The organism is Idiomarina sp. UBA3162 (genome assembly GCF_002364475.1).
Taxonomy (GTDB): domain Bacteria; phylum Pseudomonadota; class Gammaproteobacteria; order Enterobacterales; family Alteromonadaceae; genus Idiomarina.
Genome location: NZ_DEYI01000028.1, coordinates 17,429 through 18,023, shown reverse-complemented (window position 1 = coordinate 18,023; position 595 = coordinate 17,429). Strand labels below are relative to the sequence as shown.

Genomic DNA, 595 nt, shown 5'->3' with positions numbered 1-595 from the left:
AGATTACGGTGAAGACAACGACCCGCTATACAATTGGCGCGAGCAAAGCACCTATATTCGCCGCCCGCCATACTGGGAAGGCGCCCTTGCAGGTGAGCGCACCATGACCGGCATGCGCGCCCTTGCAGGTGAGCGCACCATGACCGGCATGCGCGCCCTTGCTGTACTTGGCGATAACATTACAACGGATCATTTATCGCCTTCAAACGCTATTATGGCAAGTAGTGCTGCGGGTGAATACTTAACTAAAATGAACGTCCCTGAAGAGGACTTTAACTCTTACGCAACGCATCGTGGCGACCATTTAACAGCGCAGCGCGCGACCTTTGCTAACCCGAAACTGTTTAATGAAATGGTGAAAGGCGAAGACGGTAAAGTCATTCAGGGCTCGCTGGCACGCATTGAGCCGGAAGGTAAAACCGTGCGCATGTGGGAAGCCATTGAACACTATATGGAAAACAAACAGCCGCTGATTATTGTCGCTGGTGCAGACTACGGTCAGGGCTCGTCACGCGACTGGGCGGCAAAAGGTGTGCGCTTAGCGGGTGTTGAAGTCATTGTTGCCGAAGGTTTTGAGCGTATTCACCGTACTAAC

At 52.8% G+C, this 595-nt stretch carries 1 pseudogene; it reads left to right on the top strand.

Annotation, left to right across the window (positions count from 1 at the left end):
- A pseudogene (locus tag B2X00_RS03425) lies at positions 1-595 on the top strand (Fe/S-dependent 2-methylisocitrate dehydratase AcnD); the annotation flags it as partial.